This is a genomic window from Pantoea nemavictus (genome assembly GCF_037479095.1).
Taxonomy (GTDB): Bacteria; Pseudomonadota; Gammaproteobacteria; order Enterobacterales; family Enterobacteriaceae; genus Pantoea; species Pantoea nemavictus.
Map to the genome: position 1 here is coordinate 1,940,865 of NZ_JBBGZW010000001.1, position 20,292 is coordinate 1,961,156.

Here is a 20,292-nt window from a genome sequence, read left to right on the forward strand (position 1 = left end):
ATAATTGAGGAAAAGATATGTTCGCCAGCCAGGAAGGCAAAGCCGTACCGCAGGTCACTTTTCACACGCGTCAGAGCGATCGCTGGGTCGATCTCACCACTGACGAATTGTTTAAAGACAAAACCGTTATCGTGTTCTCGCTGCCGGGTGCGTTTACGCCCACCTGCTCATCGAGCCACCTGCCACGCTACAACGAGCTGTTCAGCACCTTTGCCCAGCACGGTGTCGACAGCATTCTGTGTGTGTCAGTGAACGATACCTTTGTCATGAATGCGTGGAAGGCCGATCAGCGCGCTGAACATATCACCTTTATCCCGGACGGCAATGGCGACTTCACCCGCGGCATGAACATGCTGGTGGAAAAAGCGGATGTCGGTTTTGGCCCGCGCTCATGGCGTTATTCCATGCTGGTGCGCAACGGCGTCATTGAGAAGATGTTTGTCGAGCCGAACAAGCCGGGCGATCCATTTGAAGTGTCGGATGCCGATACGCTGCTGCGCTATCTGGCTCCTGAATATAAGGTGCAGGAATCGGTGTCGGTGTTCACGAAACCCGGCTGTCCGTTCTGCACCAAAGCGAAACAGCTGCTGATTGATCGCAGCATCGCGTTTGAAGAAATCGTGCTGGGGCAAGATGCCACTACCGTGAGTCTGCGTGCCGTATCAGGCCGCGCCACGGTGCCTCAGGTATTTATCGGTGGTCGTCACATTGGCGGCAGCGACGATCTGGAGCAGTACCTGCAATCTGCTTAAACCTAATCACAGAGTTGGCCGGGAGTGGCCTGCCCTTGATGATGTGCCTATAACAATATGTAATTCCGAAGCTAGAGGTTGGCGGGCTACCGAAACGGTGCCCGCTTTTTTTTTATTTGTCGTAACCGTAATGAACATCAACTGAGCGCGATAAATCGCGCCGCTATAAAAATGTGCAAAAACCGTAGCTACCGTCTTGAACGTCAAGCGGTAGCTACGTAGTTTTCGTTCCACGGCTCTCGTGTTTTAAGCACACCGAAGCAGAGATGGACCAGTTTGCGCATCACCGCTCCCAGCGCCACTTTGGCTGGCTTGCCCTTCGCCATCAGCCTTTCATACAGCGCTCTTACGGGTCGATTCCACCTTGCCGCTACTATCGCGGCCATATACAGCTTCGCTCTCACGTCGGCGGGACCGGTTTTCGACATCCGGGCCAGCCCTCTCACCGAACTGCCTGACGTCTTCTCGACCGGCACCACGCCCAGCCACGCCGCTACCTGACCCGCATTGCGGAACTGGCACGTACGAAGCACCGACAGCATGGTCGTTCCCACTACGCCGCCGATACCTTTTATCGACTCCAGCAGCTTAAGATCATCTTTCAGACCATCATTCTTATCCATGTGGTCGTCAATCAGCGCGTTTATTCGCTTCAGCTCCTTTTCATGCGATTTTTTTGTTCTTTCAAGCGAGTCGGTCACCTCGCCCGCCGTCTGGGTTGAGTTCGCCTTCTCGAGCCTGTTCGTCGCGCGCTGCACATCTTCAACGATGGCGTCACGCAGACGCAGCAGATCTTTCAGCTTGCGGACTTCCGGTGGCGGCGGAACCCAGGCATCGGGCTGTTTCAGCTCGCCGTAACGGGCCAGCACCCAGGCGTCGACCGCATCATTTTTGGTCAGGATACCCATTCCGCGGGCAAACTCCCTGACCCGTTGCGGATTACCGATACAGACCGTCACGGGCGTGTTCCCGTGCAGCCCGTAAGCGACGTTTTCGTGATAGACGCTGGTCGCTTCCATCACCACCATCACCTGCTCTGGCGGGCACTTCTGCTTCTGGAGCCAGTCGCAGATGTCACGTTCTACGCCGACCTGATTTTTGATGGATTTCGTTTTCTTTTTGCCGTTGCCGGGGAACTGGCAGAGGTCGAGTTTGTGTTTGCTTACATCAATACCAAGACAGAACATCGGATATCTCCCTTTCACTTAAACCATCACGCCATCTAGCCTTGTACATACGAAGTCAGAGCTTCTGGTTACCGTTCAGAGTAGTTGCTGGCGTGAAAGGAGAAACGGAGGGCTTAAAGCTACGAAGCAAGATCGGGTCTTAAGCGGCGCAAAAAGCTGCCTCCGTTTCATGTTGCTGGTAGCTAACCAGCAACACATTCAAGATACAAGCGGCGCAATTTATTGCGCAATGCCTTTAACCCAAACGTTTCTGGGCTTCATTGATAGCAAACGCGACCTGCTGTGGCGATACGCCGCCTTGCGCATTACGCTTATCCAGGCAGGATTGCAGCGACAGAATCGGATAAACATCCTCCTCAATCACCGCACTGAACTGCTTGAGTTGCGCCAGAGTAAGCGCTTCCAGCGCTACGCCTTGCTTGATCGCTTCGACCACCGTCTCACCGACAATGTGGTGCGCTTCACGGAACGGTACACCTTTCGCCACCAGATAATCGGCCAGCTCCGTTGAGTTAGCATAACCCTGCTCAGCGGCTTCCTGACAGCGCGGACGTTTTACCTGAATGCCATCCAGCACCAGCACCGACATATGCAGGCAGTCGAGCCAGGTGTCGAGTGCATCGAACAGCCCTTCTTTGTCTTCCTGCATATCTTTGTTGTATGCCAGCGGTAGGCCTTTCAGCGTCATCATCATGCCGGTTAGCGCACCTTGCACACGACCGCATTTGCCACGGATCAGCTCCAGCGCATCCGGGTTTTTCTTCTGTGGCATGAGCGAAGAACCGGAAGTGACTTTATCCGACAGCTCAAGGAAGCCCGCTTCACCGGTGTTGAAGAAGATCAGGTCTTCCGCAAAGCGCGACAGATGAACCATACCAATCGACGCATCTGACAACAGCTCCAGCACGTGATCGCGATCGGAAACGGTATCAAGGCTGTTACGCGTGGCAGACGCAAACCCTAACCAACCCGCCAGCTGCTGACGATCGATCTCATAGGCGGTACCGGCCAGCGCACCGCAACCCAGCGGGCTGACATCCATACGCTTCAGGGCATCCTGCAGACGGCTCTCATCACGCGCCAGCATCTCAACGTACGCCAGGCACCAGTGCGCGAAGGTCACCGGCTGCGCACGCTGCAGGTGCGTGTAACCCGGCATCACCGCATCCTGATTGGCTTCGGCCGTGGTCACCAGCGCCGATTGCAGTTCGCGCGTGGCCTCTAGCAGCACCGCAACCTGCTCTTTGCACCACAGTTTCAGATCGGTCGCGACCTGATCGTTACGGCTACGCCCGGTATGCAATTTCTTGCCCAGTGCGCCGACTTTATCGATCAGCTTGCCTTCCACCCAGCTGTGAATATCTTCGGCATCGCTTTGCAGAATCTGCTCGGGATTGGCACGTACTTCAGCCAGCAGTTCATGCAACGCGCTTTCCAGCTGCTGCTGCTCTTCATGGGTCAACACGTTGACCGTGACCAGCGCTTTTGACCAGGCAATCGAACCGGTAATGTCCTGCTCGGCCAGGCGATAGTCAAAACGCAGCGAGTCGTTGAACTGTTTGAACCGTTGGTCTGCTGCCTGCGAAAAACGTCCGCCCCAAAGTGCCATCTGAATTACTCCTGAATCCGTTATAGAAAAGGCGGCCCGAAGCCGCCCTTGCAAAATGTGTCGCTTGCCGCGGTATTACTTCTTCTGCTCGTTCAGCGCGCGAATGCGTGAAGAGAGCGAGAACAGACGGATAAAGCCGCCCGCGTGACGGTGATCGTAAACTTCGTCTTCGCCAAAGGTGGCGAACTCTTCTGAGTACAGGCTGTTGGCGGAGGTTTTCTGAATCGCCGTGGCCTGGCCTTTGTACAGCTGCAGTACCACTTCGCCGTTCACCTCTGCTGCCAGTGATTCGGCAGCGGCCTGAATGGATTTACGCAGTGGCGCGAACCAGCGGCCATCGTAAACCACGTAAGACATTTCATGGCCCAGCTGCTCGCGCCATTTAAAGCTATCGCGATCCAGTACCAGCTGTTCAACCGCACGCAGCGCGTTCACCATGATGGTGCCGCCCGGGGTTTCGTAACAGCCACGAGACTTGATGCCCACCAGGCGGTTTTCCACGATGTCGATACGACCCACGCCGTGTTTCGCGCCCAGCACGTTAAGTTTTTCCAGGCACTGGAACGGGCTCAGCTTCTCGCCGTTCACCGCAACTACCCGGCCTTTCTCGACGGTAACCGTGACGTTTTCTGGCTGATCGGGCGCTTCCAGCGGATCAACGGTCCACACCCAGCAATCTTTGTTCGGTGCATTAGCCGGGCTTTCCAGCACGCCACCTTCCGTGGAGATGTGCCATGCGTTCTCATCACGGCTATAGATTTTTTCCAGCGACGCGGTGGTCGGGATATTGCGCTCTTTCAGGTAATCCAGCAGCGCTTCACGTGAACGCAGGTCCCATTCACGCCATGGCGCAACCACTTTCAGCTGTGGTGCCAACGCGGTGTAGGTGGTTTCGAAACGCACCTGGTCATTACCTTTGCCGGTCGCGCCGTGGCACAACGCATCTGCGCCCACTTTCAGTGCCAGCTCAACCTGCGCTTTGGCGATAATCGGACGCGCCATTGAGGTGCCCAGCAGATAAGTGCCTTCGTACAGGGCGCCGGTCTGCAGCACCGGATAGACGTATTCGCTGATGAACTCTTCACGCAGGTCAACCACGTGGCACTCAGAAGCGCCAGACTGCAGTGCTTTCTTCTCAACGCCTTCCAGATCGCCACGTTCCTGGCCGATATCCGCCACAAACGCCACCACTTCACAGCCGCCATAGTTCTCTTTCAGCCATGGAATGATGGCTGAAGTATCCAGACCGCCTGAGTAGGCCAGAACGATTTTTTTGATGTTTTGCGTGCTCATGTCTTAATCCTTGATTATGCGAGAATCCGGGTGCCAATCGACACGCCGTTGAAAAGGGTTGGCAGTTGTTCAGCATGACGCCAGCTGGCGATATCGACCGGGCGACCGAGGGTGCGAGCGGCATCGAGCGCCGCATTCACTTTCACGATCATGCCATCGGTGATGATGCCCTGCGCGATCAGCTGTTCCGCTTTCGCTGCAGTCATCTCTTCAATGCGCTGACCTTTGCCGTCGAGAATACCGCTGACGTCGGATAGCAGCACTAAATCGGCACCGATGGTCGCGGCCAGCGCGGTGGCGGCCTGGTCAGCATTGACGTTCATCAACTCACCGCCGTCGGTGATACCAATCGAGCTGATCACCGGCATGTAGCCTGCCGCCAGCAGCGTGTTCACCAGCGCCGGGTTACCTGGCGTGGCGTTGCCAACGTGACCGAGTTCTTCATCGAACTGTGCAACGTTGACCAAACCGGCATCGCCCAGGCACAAACCCACTGCGCCGATGCCATATTTCTTCGCCCACGCCAGCAGCGTTTTGTTGGCGGTACCGGCTAACGCACCGGTAATAATGTCAATCTGATCGGCTGGCGTCACGCGCAAACCGTTCTTCTTTTTCACCGGTAGCGCGAGCTTCTTCATCAGCTCGTCCACCACGCAACCGCCACCGTGCACAATGATCAGCGGACGCTGATGTTCATTGCGATATGCCAGCAGGGCATCAAACAGACGGGCCAGCGCTTCTTCGCTATCCAGCAGCACGCCACCCAGTTTAATGATCAATGGATTCATTGCGTTATCCGTTCGTTAAATCAGAGAGAGCGTTTCGGGGAAGCCGAAACGAATGTTCAAACACTGAACCGCCTGCGAGGAGGCGCCTTTCAGCAGGTTATCTTCAGCAGCGACCACAATCAGGTGCTCGCCTTGCATGGCGAAGCCGATGTCGCAGAATGGCAAACCGACCACCGCTTTCAGCGCCGGAACGCCTTTGTCATACACGCGCACCAGCGGCTTGTCGTGGTAAGCATTATGGAAGGCATCGGCCACATCCTGTTGCGTCACGCCCGCTTTCAGGCGGCAGGTGGTGGTCGACAAAATACCGCGCGGGAAACTGCCCAGATGTGGCGTGAAGATCACTGGCGTGCCGAGATGCGCGACGATTTCCGGATGATGACGGTGATTAAACAGGCCGTATGGCTGCAAGCTCACTTCACAGAAGCTGGTGGCAACGTTGGCTTTACGTCCTGCACCGCTCACGCCGCTGGTGGCATTAATCACCGGCCACTGTGCATCGTTAAGCAGACCGGCCTCGATTAGCGGTTTCAGCGAAAGCTGTGCTGCGGTTGGGTAGCAACCCGGCACCGCAACCAACTGCGCATCTTTGATTTTGTCGTGCTGCCATTCGGCCAGGCCATAAACCGCTTTATCCAGCCAATCCTGATGCTGATGGCTGAAACCGTAATATTGCGTATAGAAAGCGTCGTCGTTAACGCGGAACGCGCCAGAGAGATCGAACACCACGCAACCGGCTTTGAGGAATTCAGGTGCCAGATCGTGGCTGACTCCGTGCGCAGTCGCGAGGAACACCACATCCACTTTATCGGCCCATTCCGAGGCTTCGCTCAGCGGCTGCAGCGGCAAATCGACAATGCCTTTGAGCTGCGGATGCAAATCCGACAATAACTTTCCAGCATCCGGGCTTTGCGCTGAAACCGCCAAAGCGGTTATGTTCATATGCGGATGGCGATTCAGGTAGGTGGCAAGCTCTACGCCAGCGTAACCACTGGCACCAACGATCAGCGTATTCAACATCAGGCTGTATACCTTTTTACAGTCACACGTATCGGGTCGCGGCCTTGCCCCGTTGCCCAGGATGCCGTTTGCAGAAGATTTGATGCTTCACATGCAAGCGACGTTATTGTATTTTTATTCACTATTAATGCATGAATATTGATACATCCTAACCCAAGGACCGTCAACAGTGAAGACAAAATTACCACCTTTTATCGAACTCTACCGCCAGTTGATTGCCACGCCATCAATCAGCGCAACCGATAGCGCACTGGATCAGAGTAATGAAACTTTAATCAATTTGCTGGCCGGCTGGTTCCGCGATATTGGCTTCAGTGTAGAAGTGCAGCCGGTGCCTGGCACGCGGCATAAATTCAATATGCTGGCACGCAGTGGATTGGGCGCAGGCGGCCTGTTACTCGCCGGCCATACCGATACCGTACCCTACGATGATGGCCGCTGGACGCGCGATCCCTTCACGCTGACCGAACACGACAACAAGCTTTACGGCTTGGGCACCGCGGATATGAAAGGTTTCTTCGCCTTTATTTTGGATGCGCTGCGTGACGTTGACGTGACCAAACTCAGCAAGCCGCTCTACATTCTGGCGACCGCTGATGAAGAGACCACCATGGCGGGCGCAAAGTATTTCTCTGAATCGACCCAGCTGCGTCCCGATTGCGCCATCATCGGCGAGCCAACGTCGCTCAAGCCGGTGCGCGCGCATAAAGGCCATCTGTCGAATGTAATCCGTATTCAGGGGCAATCGGGCCACTCCAGCGATCCGTCGCGCGGCGTGAACGCCATCGAACTGATGCACGAATCCATTACCCAGCTGATGCAATTGCGTAACACGCTGAAAGAGCGTTACAACCACGATGGTTTTGCCATTCCTTATCCAACCATGAACTTTGGTCATATTCATGGTGGCGACGCGGCCAACCGCATCTGCGCCTGCTGTGAATTGCACATGGATATTCGCCCGCTGCCGGGCTTAACCCTGAGCGATTTGGATGGTCTGCTGAATGACGCGCTGGCGCCGGTCAGCGCGCGCTGGCCAGGACGTTTAACCGTGGGCGAGCTGCATCCGCCGATTCCAGGCTACGAATGCCCTGCCGATCACGAGCTGGTGCAGGTGGTGGAGAAGCTGCTCGGCGTGCCAACCGAGGTGGTGAACTATTGCACCGAGGCGCCCTTTATCCAGCAATTGTGCCCAACGCTGGTTTTAGGCCCGGGATCGATCAATCAAGCCCACCAGCCAGATGAGTTTATTGATACCGCATTTATCAAGCCGACTCATGCGCTTATCACCCAAGTGGTGCAGCATTTTTGTCATTGATGAACAACAGATGGGGCATTTCACTGTTAAATCAGCAAATTGCCCCGTCATTGTTCGGGATTTGATAATAAGAATAACTTATCTCGCTTCGCTCCAAGCAAATTCTTTGAATTTCCGCTATTTAGCAGCACATTTACACGGATTTAAGGCAATTGACGTGCAGGTAGATACGTGGCTAGATAAAAGACGATGTTATGCCCGTGGATAATTCCCGTGGGGATATTTAAAAAGATGATGAGGGTGTCAGGGTCCAATGAACGAACAATATTCCGCAATGCGAAGTAATGTCAGTATGCTCGGCAAACTGCTCGGGGATACGATTAAGGATGCACTAGGAGAGAACATCCTCGACCAGGTGGAGACCATCCGTAAACTCTCTAAGTCATCCCGTGCGGGAAATGACACCCATCGTCAGGAACTGCTGACCACGCTGCAAAATCTGTCGAATGACGAGCTGCTGCCGGTTGCGCGTGCGTTTAGCCAGTTCCTTAATCTCACCAACGTCGCTGAGCAGTATCAAACCATTTCCCGCAGCGGCGAGGGCGCGAATCATCCTGAGCTGCTGAAGAAGACCTTCGAGCGTCTGAAACAGCAAGGTGATATCAGCGAAGCGGCTATCCGCCAGTCGATTGAAGAGCTGTCGCTGGAGCTGGTGCTGACCGCGCACCCAACTGAAATTACCCGCCGCACGTTGATCCATATGCTGGGCGAAGTGAACAGCTGTTTACAGCAACTCGATCACAGCGATATCTCTGACTACGAGCGTACGCAGGTAATGCGTCGTCTGCGCCAGCTGGTGGCGCAAGCGTGGCACACCGACGAGATCCGTAAATATCGTCCCACGCCTATCGATGAAGCCAAATGGGGCTTTGCCGTGGTGGAAAACAGCCTGTGGCAAGGCGTACCTGCCTTCCTGCGTGAGCTGAATGAACAAGTCGAAGAGACCTTTGGCATTAAACTGCCGGTTGATTTCGTGCCGATCAAATTTACCTCGTGGATGGGCGGCGACCGTGACGGCAACCCAAACGTTACCGCGCCGATTACCCGCCACGCGATGCAGCTGAGCCGCTGGAAAGCTGCGGACCTGTTCCTGCGTGATATTGGCGTGCTGGTGTCTGAATTGTCGATGTCCGAGTGCAGCGACGAAGTGCGCGAACTGTGCGGCGATCCCGAAGCGCTGGAGCCGTATCGTATGGTTCTGAAGCGTATCCGCAGCCAGCTGATGACGACCCAGGCCTATCTGGGCCGTCGTCTGAAAGGCGAGCGCCTGCCGCGTCCGGCCGATCTGCTGGTTTCTAACGATCAGCTGTGGGATCCGCTATTTGCCATCTATCAATCTCTGCAACAGTGCGGCATGGGCATCATCGCCAATGGCCAGTTGCTGGATACGCTGCGCCGCGTGAAGTGCTTTGGCGTGCCGCTGGTGCGTATCGATATCCGTCAGGAGAGCACCCGCCATACCCAGGCGATTGCCGAAGTGACGCGTTATCTCGGCCTCGGTGACTACGAAAGCTGGTCAGAAGCCGATAAACAAGCCTTCCTGATCCGCGAACTGAATTCCAAGCGTCCGCTGTTGCCGCATCAGTGGGAACCGGGCGATGAGACGCGCGAAGTGCTCGACACCTGCAAAGTAGTGGCCGAAGCGCCGCAGGGTTCGATTGCCTCCTACGTGATCTCAATGGCGAAAACGCCGTCGGACGTGTTGGCGGTACATCTGCTGCTGAAAGAAGCCGGTATTCCTTACGCCATGCCGGTGGCGCCGCTGTTTGAAACCCTCGATGACCTAAACAACGCCAACGACGTGATGACGCAGCTGCTGAGCATCGACTGGTATCGCGGCTTTATCAATGGCAAACAGATGGTGATGATTGGCTATTCCGACTCAGCGAAAGATGCCGGTGTGATGGCTGCCAGCTGGGCGCAATATCAGGCGCAGGACGCGCTAATCAAAACCTGTGAGAGCGCCGGCATCACGCTGACGCTGTTCCACGGACGCGGTGGCTCAATTGGTCGTGGCGGCGCACCGGCACATGCCGCGCTGCTGTCACAACCACCGGGCAGCCTGAAAGGCGGTCTGCGCGTGACCGAACAGGGCGAGATGATTCGCTTCAAATACGGTTTACCAGAAGTCACTATCGCCAGCCTGTCGCTGTATACCGGTGCGATTCTGGAAGCCAACCTGCTGCCACCGCCAGAACCAAAACGCGAATGGCAGGAGATCATGAACGGTTTGTCAGCACACTCTTGCGCGATGTATCGCGGCTATGTGCGTGAGAATCCGGACTTCGTGCCGTATTTCCGTTCGGCTACGCCTGAGCAGGAACTGGGCAAACTGCCGCTGGGTTCACGTCCGGCTAAGCGTCGCCCAACCGGCGGTGTGGAGTCGCTGCGTGCCATTCCGTGGATCTTCGCCTGGACGCAGAACCGCCTGATGCTGCCGGCCTGGCTCGGTGCCGGTGCCGCGCTGCAAAAAGCGATGGATGAAGGGCATCAGGATGAGCTGGAAACCATGTGCCGCGACTGGCCGTTCTTCTCGACGCGTCTTGGCATGCTGGAGATGGTGTTCTCGAAAGCCGATCTGTGGCTGGCGGAATACTACGATCAGCGTCTGGTGGATAAGTCGCTGTGGCCGCTCGGCAAGCAGCTACGCGATCAGCTAGATGCGGATATTAAAGCGGTGCTGACCATCGCCAACGATGCGCACCTGATGGCTGACCAGCCGTGGATTGCCGAATCGATCGCGCTGCGCAACGTCTATACCGATCCGCTGAACGTGTTGCAGGCTGAATTGCTGCATCGTTCACGCGCACAGGAAGAGCGCGGTGACGAGCCTGATGCGCGCGTTGAGCAAGCGCTGATGGTGACGATTGCCGGTGTCGCGGCGGGGATGCGTAATACGGGTTAATCTCCCCACATGATGTGAAAAAGGAGCCAACCGGCTCCTTTTTTTATTGGATTTCGTAGGGTCGCCATTCATGGCGACCGCCAATTTTAACCACCAATAGCCGGACGCACGCCCAGCGTGTGACAAATGGCATAACTCAGTTCGGCGCGGTTCAACGTATAGAAGTGGAAATCCTTCACCCCTTCACGCGACAGGATTTTGACCATGTCCATGGCGACACTCGCGCCAACCATTTTGCGCGTTTCCGGATCGTTATCCAGACCTTCAAACATTGCGCTCATCCAACCCGGCACACGCACGTTAGTCATGGTGGCGAAGCGTTGCAGCTGCTTGAAGTTAGAGACCGGCAAAATGCCCGGCACGATTTCAACATCAATACCCGTTGCGACACAGCGATCGCGGAAGCGCAGATAGCTTTCAACGTCGAAGAAGAATTGGGTGATCGCGCGGTTAGCGCCGGCATCAATTTTACGCTTCAGGTTAATCAAATCGGCCTGCGCGCTTTTGGCTTCGGGGTGCACTTCCGGATAGGCCGCTACGGAGATATCGAAGTCGCCGACATCTTTTAGCAGTTCAACCAGATCGGAACCGTACATGTCCGGTTTGCCGCTGCCCGGCGGTAAATCACCGCGCAGCGCGACGATATGACGAATACCGCTATCCCAGTAATCACGCGCAATCCCGCGCAGTTCATCGCGCGTGGCATCGATACAGGTTAAATGCGGCGCCGCTTCCAGACCGGTGCGATCCTTGATGCCTTTAATGATGCTGTGCGTGCGATCGCGCTCGCCCGAGTTGGCACCGTATGTCACGGAGACGAATTTTGGCTTCAGGCTGCTCAAACGATCAATTGAGCTCCACAGGGTTTCTTCCATTTCACTGGTGCGTGGCGGGAAAAATTCGAAAGAGACATTAATTTGCCCGTTCAGCTCAGCCAGGCTCTGGTTCAACGCTTCGCGTTGATTGGCATGAAAGAAACTCATCCTGATTACCTCATCATCACATATCGATTATTTTGCGGCTCGCGAACATCCATACGTTTAGACGTCCAGATGCACAAAATGAACCATTAGCGCGTTAGCGTCAACTGAAAATTAATGAACAGGCGTGACAAATCTTCAATCAGGATGAAAGCGCTTCATGATGCGGGGAGAAGATGAAACATGCAGACGGACGATGCCGTCTGCACGCTGAGGCAGGTTACAGCAATTGCGCGAGGCGATTGATATCGGACTGCAACGCGCCGGCCGTAACATCACGACCTGCGCCCGGCCCACGAATCACCAGCGGGTTATCACGATACCAGCGGCTTTCGATGGCAAACACGTTATCGCACGGCAGCAGCGCGGCCAGCGGATGCTCAGGACGCACCGCTTCCACGCCGACGCGCGCTTTGCCATTGGCATCGAAACGCGCCACGTAACGCAGCACCAGACCAAGCTCCTGCGCCGCTTCCAGCCGCTGCAGCATCTGCTCATTCAGCTCATCGGCGTTTTCGAAGAAGTGATCAATCGACTCGCCCTCGCAAATCGACGGCACCAGCGATTCCACCCGCACCTGATCCGGCTCGATATCGTAGCCCGCTTCACGCGCCAGAATCACCAGCTTGCGCATCACGTCCTGGCCGGATAAATCCACGCGCGGATCCGGTTCGGTCAAGCCTTGCTGCCATGCCTGATCGACCAGCTCGCTAAACGGCACCGTGCCGTCAAACTGCAGGAACAGCCAGGAAAGCGTGCCAGAGAAAATGCCGCTGATAGCCAGAATGCTGTCGCCGCTTTCACGTAAATCGCGCACCGTGTGATTGACCGGCAAACCGGCACCCACGGTGGCGTTGTACAGCCAGTGGCGACCGGTTTTGGCGAAGGCATCACGCACCTGACGCCAACTCTGGCCGCTCGCGGCACCGGCGACCTTATTGGCGCTGATAACGTGGAAACCGTGGCTGGCGAAGTCGTGATACTGCTGCGCCAGCTGCTCGCTGGCGGTGACGTCCAGCACCACTAAATCATCAAACGGGTGCGCACGCATCCAAAGAAACAGCGACTCTTCATCGCGCTCTACAGCTTCGTCATCAAAGAAGGCCAACGCACGGCTGGCTTCCAGACCGTCGTAGCTCAGCAGGCTGCGGTTGCTGTCCGCCACGCCCGCCAGCACATACTCAAATCCAGTACGCGCAGACAAGGATTCCTGCTCGCGGGCAAACAGCTCAAGCCAGCGTGAACCGATGTTGCCTTTGCCGAACAGCATCAAACCGATGCGTTTCTCGGCGCGGAACAACGACTGATGCAAGCCCTGAATCAGGTGCTGAGTTGGGCCAACGCGCAACACCGCTACGATGCTGATGTGATCTTCTGATTGCCAGACAAACTCCACCGGCTGATCTTTGATCTGCTGCCAGAAGCGATGGCTGTGCAGCGGATTACGCGTCACGCCTGCACCGACTAGCGCAACCAGAGCTAAGCCGTCGCGCAGCTGCAGATGGCCCGGCAAGGCGGCATCCTGCAACAGATTAAAGGCGCTATTCACCACTTCCGAGGTGTAACACAGCTGCAGCAGACGACGATCGGGATGAATCCCCATCGCCAGCGGACGCAGCTGCGCGCGCTTCAGCAGCAGGTCGATCTCTTTCTGCTGCGTTTTGAAATCGTGATTGGCGGGGATCTCAATCTCCACCAGGCACACATCATCGTGGCTGGTGACGATGCGCGCACCGGTGCCAGATGCCAGCACGCGCTCAATGCGCGTTGAGCCCTGCTCCGGCTGATAGCTGCAACGCAGCTGCAAATCGATATCGCTATTGGCGACCGGCTGCAAAGTGCGAGTGTGCAGCACCGGCGCCGCCAGACGCGCCAATTCGCTGGCTTCATCCAGACGCAGCAGCGGCAGCAGGCACGCATCAGAGACTTTACGCGGATCGGCGCTATACACGCCCGCCACATCACTCCAGATGGTGACGCGACCCACGCCCGCCAGGGCGCCAATCTGCGTGGCCGAGTAGTCCGAGCCGTTCCGGCCCAGCAGCACGGTTTCACCCGCTTCGCTGCGGCTGATAAATCCGGTTACCACCAGGCGCTTATGCGGATGCTGCGTCAATAGCTCCTGCAGCAGCGGCCAGGATTTACCTTCATCAACCTGCGGCTGCGCGGCACGTTCGGCACGCAGGAAGTCGCGCGCATCGAGCCAGGCGGCTTCGATTTCGCGCTGGCTCAGTACGGCAGCCATTAAACGCGCCGACCAGATTTCGCCGTGACCGACCACTTCGGCATAAACCGCGTCGGTGAGGGGGCCGTCGAGCAGCGCCGCCAAACGTTCCAGATCGCGTATAAAGGTAGAGGTCAGGGTTTCGGCATATTCAGCAGGCAGCAGCGCAGCAATGAGCTCGCTGTGAAAGCGCCGTAAAGCCTGTTGCACCTGATGGGCTGATAAGCGATCGCTCTGGCTTAATTTCAGCCAGCTAATCAACTGGTTAGTGGTGCTGCCTGCGGCAGAGACCACCATTAAGTCGCCTGGCTGGCTGTAATCCGCCATGATGCTGGCCACGCGCTGATAGCAACGTGCGTCGGCCAGGCTACTGCCACCAAATTTATGCAACTGCTTGATCGGCGTTCCCGCGCCCACTGAACTCGTCATGGTTACCCCTCGGCTGCGATCCGGAATGCATTATCCAGATCGGCGATTAAATCTTCGTGATCTTCAATCCCAACAGAAATACGCAGCAGTGTGTCAGAAATTCCCGCTGCCGCGCGTGCTTCTGCAGACATGCCCGCATGCGTCATGGTCGCGGTATGCGAAATCAAACTCTCTACGCCGCCGAGTGATTCAGCCAGCGTAAACAGCTGCAGCGCTTTCAGGAAGCGGCGCAGACGAGCCTCATCGGCATCGATTTCGAAACTCAACATCGCGCCAAAACCGCGCTGCTGACGTACCGCAAACTCATGTCCGGCATTTTCCGGCAGAGACGGATGATACAGTTTTTTCACCAGCGGTTGTTGCTTCAGGTAATCAACTATCGCCAATGCATTACGTTGCGCTGCCGCGATGCGCGGTGACAGCGTGCGTAAACCGCGCAGCAGCAGGTAGCTATCAAACGCTGCGCCGGTTACACCAATATTATTCGCCCACCACGCCATTTCGCTGGCCATCTCCGCATCTTTCGAGATCACCGCACCCGCCACCACATCAGAGTGGCCGTTCAGGTATTTGGTGCAGGAGTGAACAACCAGATCGGCGCCTAGCGCCAGCGGGTTTTGCAACGCCGGGCTGAGGAAGGTGTTGTCCACCACGCTGATTGCGCCGGCTTCGCGCGCGGCAGCACAAATGCTGGCGATATCAACCACGCGCAGCAGCGGATTACTTGGGCTTTCGACCAGCACCAGCTTTGGCTTTTCAGCTAATGCAGCAGCCAACGCGGCTTTATCGCCCTGATCGACAAACTTCACGCGATAGGCACCGCGCTTGCTCAGGCTATCGAACAGGCGATAGCTGCCGCCGTAGCAATCGTGCGGTGCCACCAGCAAATCGCCCGGCTTCAGGAACACAGTGGTCACCAGATGAATCGCTGACATGCCGGTATTGGTTAATACCGCGCCTGCACCCCCTTCTAACTCCGCCAGTGCGCGCTGAACCACATCACGCGTTGGGTTGCCGCGACGTGAATAGTCGTGCGCACGCGGCTCGTTGAAGTCGAGAAAGTTATAGGTGCTGGAGAGATGAATCGGTGGGACAACGCAGCCATATTGCTCGTCATCATTCAAACCGCTGCGTACTGCGATGGTTGCCTGTTTGCGCGTCATGGTGCCTACTGTTCCTGAAGAAAAAGAAGAGCAACAGCATAACATTCAGCGCATAGACGTCAATACATCTGGACATCTAAATGTCTTTGCGTATAGATTGAGCAAATCATCAATAACCGCTAAAATTGTCCGTCATCGCCTGGTGTTCAGCGCGCTTTCCTTTTTCAGAAGCGGTGCTCAAGCATAAAACCTGCAGTTTAAGGGGTCAGGCATCGAAAAATCGGGCATAATCAACGGATTTCCCCATATTCAACTTTTATTGATTAAGGTAACCCATGGCTGAATGGAACGGCGAATATATCAGCCCTTACGCTGAACATGGCAAGAAGAGCGAGCAGGTCAAGAAAATCACAGTTTCTATCCCGCTGAAAGTGCTGAAGATTTTAACTGACGAGCGCACCCGCCGTCAGGTGAATAACCTGCGTCACGCCACCAACAGCGAACTGCTGTGTGAAGCCTTTTTGCATGCTTTCACCGGGCAGCCTCTGCCGAACGATGTCGATCTGCGTAAAGAGCGCAGCGATGAGATTCCGGAAGAAGCGAAACAGATTATGCGCGAGATGGGCATCGATCCCGATAGCTGGGAATACTGAAGCCAGAAATAAAAAAACCCAGCCGAGGCTGGGTTTTTTCTTGCATCCGAATCGCGAAGATTCGACGGCAAATAATCTTATTTCTTGCTTGCTGGCACGCTGAAACGCTTGTTGAAGCGATCTACACGGCCACCGGTGTCAGCAATACGCTGCTTACCAGTGTAGAACGGGTGGCATTTGCCGCACACGTCCAGGTTCAGACCAGAAGCCATGGTTGAACGGGTGTTGATCACGTTACCGCAAGAGCAAGTCATGGTTACTGCTTCGTACTTAGGGTGAATACCTTGTTTCATGGGAGAACCTCATAAAAGGCCGTGTCGCTCTCCGTGCCAGGCTCAGCCTGCACAGCACCACACGCGATTGAACATTAAGTGTATGCTCCGACAAGCGATCTCATCGAAGGCGGCATAGTATACAGAAATTAACCACTTTTAGCAAACCACCGTAATATATCCGCTCAGGGTATCAACGTGTACACTACTTCTTCTCCTTAATTCAGAACCGGATAGAGATTCACATGCCCGTTGTTCAGGTTGCCCTGCCCGTTCCGCTACCTCGTCTGTTTGACTATCTGCTGCCAGCCGATGCGCCGCAGCCGGTGGCGGGTGCGCGCGTGAATGTGCCGTTCGGCAATCGCAAAATGATTGGCATCGTCGTCGGCACGCGTGAGACCAGCGATCTGCCGCTGGCCCAGCTCAAGCAGATTGAAAGCGTGCTCGACGATCGCAGCCTGTTCTCGCCCGCGTTGTGGCGCATCCTGCATTGGGCCGCGAATTATTATCACTCACCGCTCGGCGAGGTGCTCAGCCATGCGCTGCCGGTGCTGCTGCGCCAGGGCAAGCCGGCCCAGGAGGCACCGCTGTGGCAATGGGTGATCAATGATGCTGGCCGGGAAGTGGCGATGGAGAGCCTGAAGCGCGCGCCGAAACAGCAGCAGGCGCTGGCGATGCTGCGTCAACGGCCGCTGTATCGTCATCAGGTCAGTGAATACGATTTTACCGATGCGGCGCTGCAGGCTTTGCGTGCAAAAGGTTTGTGCGATCTACGCGAACACGCGCCGCAGATGCACGACTGGCGCACCCACTTTGCGGTTAAAGGCGATCGCCTGCGCCTGAATACCGATCAGGCGATGGCGGTAGGCGCGATGCGCAGCGAAGACGATCACTACGCGCCGTGGCTGCTGGCCGGCATTACCGGTTCAGGTAAAACTGAGGTGTATCTCAGCGTGCTGGAAAACGTGCTGGCGCGCGGCAAGCAGGTGCTGGTGCTGGTGCCGGAAATCGGCCTGACGCCGCAAACCATCGCCCGCTTCCGCGAACGCTTTGACGCTCCGATTGATGTGCTGCACTCCGCGCTGAATGACAGCGAACGCCTTGCCGTGTGGCTGCGCGCGCGCAGTGGTGAAACCGCGATTGTCATCGGGACACGTTCAGCACTGTTCACACCGCTAGCGCGTCCGGGCGTGATCATCATTGATGAAGAGCATGACAGCTCGTACAAGCAGCAGGAAGGCTGGCGCTATCAGGCGCGCGATCTGGCGGTGTTTCGCGCGCATGAGGAAGATATTCCGATTGTGATGGGCTCGGCCACGCCGGCGCTGGAAACCTTGCACAATGTGCGCGTCGGCAAATATCGCCAGCTCAATCTCACCAAACGCGCAGGTAATGCCAAACCGGCATTACAGCAGCTGATTGATCTGAAAGGTCAGCAGCTGAAAGGGGGATTGGCACCCGCGCTGCTCGGCAAAATGCGCCAGCATCTGCAGGCCGATAATCAGGTGTTGCTGTTCCTTAACCGCCGCGGTTTCTCACCGGCGCTGATGTGTCACGATTGCGGCTGGCTGGCAGAATGTCAGCGCTGCGACAGCTACTACACGCTGCATCAGAATCATCGCCAGCTGCGCTGCCACCATTGTGACAGCCAGCGCCCGCTGCCAAATCAGTGTCCCGACTGCGGCTCAACGCATTTAATGCCGGTCGGCGTGGGTACCGAACAGCTGGAGCAGCAGCTCGGTACGCTGTTTCCTGGCGTGCCGGTGTCGCGTATCGATCGTGATACCACCAGCCGCAAAGGTGCGCTGGAGCAGCATCTGGCCGATGTGCATCGCGGCGGCGCACGCATTCTGGTGGGCACGCAAATGCTGGCGAAAGGCCATCACTTCCCGGATGTTACGCTGGTGTCGCTGCTGGATGTCGATGGCGCGCTGTTCTCCGCCGATTTTCGCGCCGCCGAGCGTTTTGCGCAGCTGTATACCCAGGTTGCGGGTCGCGCGGGTCGCGCCGGAAAACAGGGCGAAGTGTTGCTGCAAACCCACCATCCCGAACATCCGTTGCTGCAAACCTTGCTGCATCGCGGCTATTTCGCCTTTGCCGATCAAACCCTGCTGGAGCGTCAATCGGTACAACTGCCGCCGTGGACCAGCCATGCGCTGTTCCGCGCCGAAGATATGGATAACCAGCAGGCAGCGGAATTCCTCACTCAACTGCGCAATTTGCTGGAAGCCAGCCCGTTAAAAGATGAGGCGATGTGGCTGATGGGGCCGGTTCCGGCGTTGGCACCGAAACGCAGTGGACGCTGGCGCTGGCAACTGCTGTTGCAGCATCCGTCACGTAAGCGTTTGCAACAGCTGCTGAGCGGATCGCTGCCACTGATCGTAACCTTACCCGCCGCACGTAAAGTGAAGTGGACGCTGGATATCGACCCCACCGAGAGTTAAGCCGCGCCACATCTGCGAGCCAGATCGAAAAAAGTCGCACAAGTCACAATTTTTATGCAAATTAAGTAACAACCCGCCGCGACCTTCGGTTAACAATAGTGCCGACCCGGTTAAAGCCCGGCAATCTCTGTAAATCAATGCGCTGTACCGCGTCAGGAGTTATACGTTGGACCAGAAGCAACCCTCAACCGCTGCCACCATGAAAGATGTGGCCGAGAAAGCCGGCGTTTCAACCGCCACGGTTTCACGTGCGTTGATGAATCCAGAAAAAGTCTCGGCCGCCACCCGTCTCAAAGTCGAAAAAGCGGTGCTGGCCGTGGGGTATGCGCCGCACGGTTTGGCGCGCAATGCCAAACGGGGTGAAACACAAACCATTCTGGTGATTGTGCCGGATATCTGCGATCCCTTCTTCAGTGAGATTATTCGCGGCGTGGAAGTTACCGCTGCGCATGAAGGTTATCTGGTATTGATTGGCGACTGCGCGCATCAGAATAAACAGGAGAAAACCTTCCTGAATTTAATGCTGACGCGGCAGATCGACGGCATGGTGCTGTTGGGTTCGCAGCTGCCGTTTGACGCCGGAATTGAAGATCAGCGCAACCTGCCGCCAATGGTAATGGGTAACGAATTTGCGCCAGAGATGGCGTTGCCAACGGTCCATATCGATAACCTGACGGCGGCATTTGAAGCGGTGAATCATCTGCTGCAGCTCGGCCATCGCCAAATTGCCTGCATCACCGGGCCAGAGCATATTCCGCTGAGCCAGTATCGGTTGCAGGGCTACATTCAGGCGCTGCGCCGCAGCAGTATCGCCATCGATCCGACCATGATTGTGCACGGCGACTTCACCTTTGAAGCCGGTGCCAATGCGCTTAAGCAGTTGATGAGTTTACCGCAGCCGCCGAAAGCGATTTTTTGCCATAGCGATCTGATGGCGCTGGGTGCCATGAATCAGGCGCGTAAACTTGGCATGCGGATTCCGCAGGATCTGTCGGTAGTGGGGTTCGATGATATCGAGCTGGCGCAATACTACGATCCGCCGCTGACCACCGTGGCGCAGCCGCGCTTTGCGATTGGTCGTGAAGCCATGCTGTTATTACTTGATGAGCTGCAGGGCAAACGCGTGAATAACGGTTCGCGCCTGCTGGATGCGGAATTGCGCGTGCGCGGCAGCACGGCACCGGCAGCAAAACGTGAAAAATAACCGACAGACGCCTGCATTTTCAGCGGATTCTGAAGGCAGACTGTGCTGGTCAAAGTTCCAGCCCTTGCGTAACATGGCGCATTCATTGCCGGGCAATTAACAGCACATTTA

15 protein-coding genes are annotated in these 20,292 nt (G+C 56.3%); 6 read left to right on the plus strand and 9 right to left on the minus strand.

Features of this window, described 5'->3' with window-relative positions:
• Positions 1-17 precede the first annotated feature (17 nt).
• A complete protein-coding gene (locus WH298_RS08905; RefSeq protein WP_049851608.1) occupies positions 18-752 on the plus strand; it encodes a glutathione peroxidase in 735 nt (244 codons plus the stop codon).
• A 203-nt stretch (positions 753-955) separates the two neighbouring features.
• Here the strand turns inward: WH298_RS08905 and WH298_RS08910 are convergent, their stop codons facing one another.
• From WH298_RS08910 to argC, 5 genes are all read right to left on the minus strand, one after another.
• Complete coding sequence (locus WH298_RS08910) at positions 956-1,939, minus strand: IS110 family RNA-guided transposase (protein WP_180822687.1); 984 nt, start codon at positions 1,937-1,939, stop codon at positions 956-958.
• 235 nt (positions 1,940-2,174) lie between these two features.
• Positions 2,175-3,548: an argininosuccinate lyase gene (gene argH / locus WH298_RS08915; RefSeq protein ID WP_180822688.1), complete on the minus strand. Its 1,374-nt coding sequence runs from the start codon at positions 3,546-3,548 to the stop codon at positions 2,175-2,177.
• Between the two features lie 75 nt (positions 3,549-3,623).
• Positions 3,624-4,841 carry an argininosuccinate synthase gene (locus WH298_RS08920; protein ID WP_007885413.1) on the minus strand — a complete coding sequence of 406 codons (1,218 nt, stop codon included), beginning with the start codon at positions 4,839-4,841 and terminating at the stop codon, positions 3,624-3,626.
• Positions 4,842-4,855: 14 nt separating this feature from the next.
• Positions 4,856-5,629 carry an acetylglutamate kinase gene (argB, locus tag WH298_RS08925; RefSeq protein WP_007885411.1) on the minus strand — a complete coding sequence of 258 codons (774 nt, stop codon included), beginning with the start codon at positions 5,627-5,629 and terminating at the stop codon, positions 4,856-4,858.
• 15 nt (positions 5,630-5,644) lie between these two features.
• The gene (gene argC / locus WH298_RS08930; RefSeq protein ID WP_180822689.1) at positions 5,645-6,649 is read right to left on the minus strand and encodes an N-acetyl-gamma-glutamyl-phosphate reductase; all 1,005 of its coding nucleotides are present in this window, start codon (positions 6,647-6,649) and stop codon (positions 5,645-5,647) included.
• 169 nt (positions 6,650-6,818) lie between these two features.
• On the opposite strand from argC, the gene argE reads away from it, so the two are divergent.
• Positions 6,819-7,967 (plus strand): acetylornithine deacetylase, encoded by a 1,149-nt coding sequence (gene argE, locus WH298_RS08935; RefSeq protein WP_007885409.1) that lies wholly within the window; start codon positions 6,819-6,821, stop codon positions 7,965-7,967.
• Between the two features lie 253 nt (positions 7,968-8,220).
• Complete coding sequence (ppc, locus tag WH298_RS08940) at positions 8,221-10,872, plus strand: phosphoenolpyruvate carboxylase (protein ID WP_007885408.1); 2,652 nt, start codon at positions 8,221-8,223, stop codon at positions 10,870-10,872.
• An 86-nt stretch (positions 10,873-10,958) separates the two neighbouring features.
• On the opposite strand, the gene metF is transcribed toward ppc, so the two are convergent.
• The 3 genes from metF to metB all read right to left on the minus strand — a co-directional run bounded on the left by metF (position 10,959) and on the right by metB (position 15,668).
• The gene (gene metF, locus WH298_RS08945) at positions 10,959-11,855 is read right to left on the minus strand and encodes a methylenetetrahydrofolate reductase (protein ID WP_049851603.1); all 897 of its coding nucleotides are present in this window, start codon (positions 11,853-11,855) and stop codon (positions 10,959-10,961) included.
• Between the two features lie 217 nt (positions 11,856-12,072).
• Positions 12,073-14,505 carry a bifunctional aspartate kinase/homoserine dehydrogenase II gene (locus tag WH298_RS08950; protein ID WP_007885405.1) on the minus strand — a complete coding sequence of 811 codons (2,433 nt, stop codon included), beginning with the start codon at positions 14,503-14,505 and terminating at the stop codon, positions 12,073-12,075.
• Between the two features lie 2 nt (positions 14,506-14,507).
• Positions 14,508-15,668: a cystathionine gamma-synthase gene (gene metB / locus WH298_RS08955; protein ID WP_049851602.1), complete on the minus strand. Its 1,161-nt coding sequence runs from the start codon at positions 15,666-15,668 to the stop codon at positions 14,508-14,510.
• 275 nt (positions 15,669-15,943) lie between these two features.
• Here metB and metJ point away from each other — a divergent pair, with 275 nt between their 5' ends.
• On the plus strand, positions 15,944-16,261 hold the full coding sequence (gene metJ / locus WH298_RS08960; RefSeq protein ID WP_007885403.1) for a met regulon transcriptional regulator MetJ: 318 nt from the start codon (positions 15,944-15,946) through the stop codon (positions 16,259-16,261).
• Positions 16,262-16,338: 77 nt separating this feature from the next.
• On the opposite strand, the gene rpmE is transcribed toward metJ, so the two are convergent.
• On the minus strand, positions 16,339-16,554 hold the full coding sequence (rpmE, locus tag WH298_RS08965; RefSeq protein ID WP_007885402.1) for a 50S ribosomal protein L31: 216 nt from the start codon (positions 16,552-16,554) through the stop codon (positions 16,339-16,341).
• Positions 16,555-16,778: 224 nt separating this feature from the next.
• On the opposite strand from rpmE, the gene priA reads away from it, so the two are divergent.
• Together priA and cytR are read left to right on the plus strand one after the other, a co-directional pair.
• A complete protein-coding gene (priA, locus tag WH298_RS08970) occupies positions 16,779-18,977 on the plus strand; it encodes a primosomal protein N' (RefSeq protein ID WP_180822690.1) in 2,199 nt (732 codons plus the stop codon).
• Between the two features lie 166 nt (positions 18,978-19,143).
• Entirely contained in the window at positions 19,144-20,181 is a 1,038-nt protein-coding gene (gene cytR, locus WH298_RS08975; RefSeq protein ID WP_007885396.1) for a DNA-binding transcriptional regulator CytR, read from the plus strand.
• Positions 20,182-20,292 lie beyond the last annotated feature (111 nt).

Bases quoted from the DNA above. Each gene is read 5' to 3' on its own strand.
- WH298_RS08905 (WP_049851608.1), top strand. From the start codon at position 18: ATGTTCGCCAGCCAGGAAGGCAAAGCCGTACCGCAGGTCACTTTTCAC.
- WH298_RS08910 (WP_180822687.1), bottom strand. From the start codon at position 1,939: ATGTTCTGTCTTGGTATTGATGTAAGCAAACACAAACTCGACCTCTGC.
- argH (WP_180822688.1), bottom strand. From the start codon at position 3,548: ATGGCACTTTGGGGCGGACGTTTTTCGCAGGCAGCAGACCAACGGTTC.
- WH298_RS08920 (WP_007885413.1), bottom strand. From the start codon at position 4,841: ATGAGCACGCAAAACATCAAAAAAATCGTTCTGGCCTACTCAGGCGGT.
- argB (WP_007885411.1), bottom strand. From the start codon at position 5,629: ATGAATCCATTGATCATTAAACTGGGTGGCGTGCTGCTGGATAGCGAA.
- argC (WP_180822689.1), bottom strand. From the start codon at position 6,649: ATGTTGAATACGCTGATCGTTGGTGCCAGTGGTTACGCTGGCGTAGAG.
- ppc (WP_007885408.1), top strand. From the start codon at position 8,221: ATGAACGAACAATATTCCGCAATGCGAAGTAATGTCAGTATGCTCGGC.
- metF (WP_049851603.1), bottom strand. From the start codon at position 11,855: ATGAGTTTCTTTCATGCCAATCAACGCGAAGCGTTGAACCAGAGCCTG.
- WH298_RS08950 (WP_007885405.1), bottom strand. From the start codon at position 14,505: ATGACGAGTTCAGTGGGCGCGGGAACGCCGATCAAGCAGTTGCATAAA.
- metB (WP_049851602.1), bottom strand. From the start codon at position 15,668: ATGACGCGCAAACAGGCAACCATCGCAGTACGCAGCGGTTTGAATGAT.
- metJ (WP_007885403.1), top strand. From the start codon at position 15,944: ATGGCTGAATGGAACGGCGAATATATCAGCCCTTACGCTGAACATGGC.
- rpmE (WP_007885402.1), bottom strand. From the start codon at position 16,554: ATGAAACAAGGTATTCACCCTAAGTACGAAGCAGTAACCATGACTTGC.
- priA (WP_180822690.1), top strand. From the start codon at position 16,779: ATGCCCGTTGTTCAGGTTGCCCTGCCCGTTCCGCTACCTCGTCTGTTT.